1 protein-coding gene is annotated in these 312 nt (G+C 31.4%); it reads right to left on the bottom strand.

What is annotated here, in order from left to right:
• Nucleotides 1-60 precede the first annotated feature (60 nt).
• The coding region (locus tag D9V42_RS14875; protein WP_122065562.1) for a hypothetical protein at nucleotides 61-312 on the bottom strand (252 nt) is incomplete at its 5' end.

Genomic DNA, 312 nt, shown 5'->3' on the forward strand with positions numbered 1-312 from the left:
AATTATTCTTTTTGCTTTTCTTATCATTTACATTAATAACGCTTAGTTCTTCAAATACACTCATTCGATAACCTCTTCTCTCCAACCTTGGCTTTTAAGCTCTGAGGCTTTTGTCAAATCAGATTCACTAGATAAATAAAACTCCGAAGCATACTTTTTTGACAAAGTGTGAAAAGCATGCCCAAAGTAAAGTTTACCTTTCTCGCTTGCATGATTTGCTTCATTAAATTCTAAATACATTACTGACACTTTTTCCTTTGCTGTATCTGAATCTTTCTCTTTTTTAAGTTTTTCAGTAACTTTTTTCACAAC

It is taken from the genome of Staphylococcus pseudoxylosus (genome assembly GCF_003697915.1).
In the GTDB taxonomy this organism is placed as follows: domain Bacteria; phylum Bacillota; class Bacilli; order Staphylococcales; family Staphylococcaceae; genus Staphylococcus; species Staphylococcus pseudoxylosus.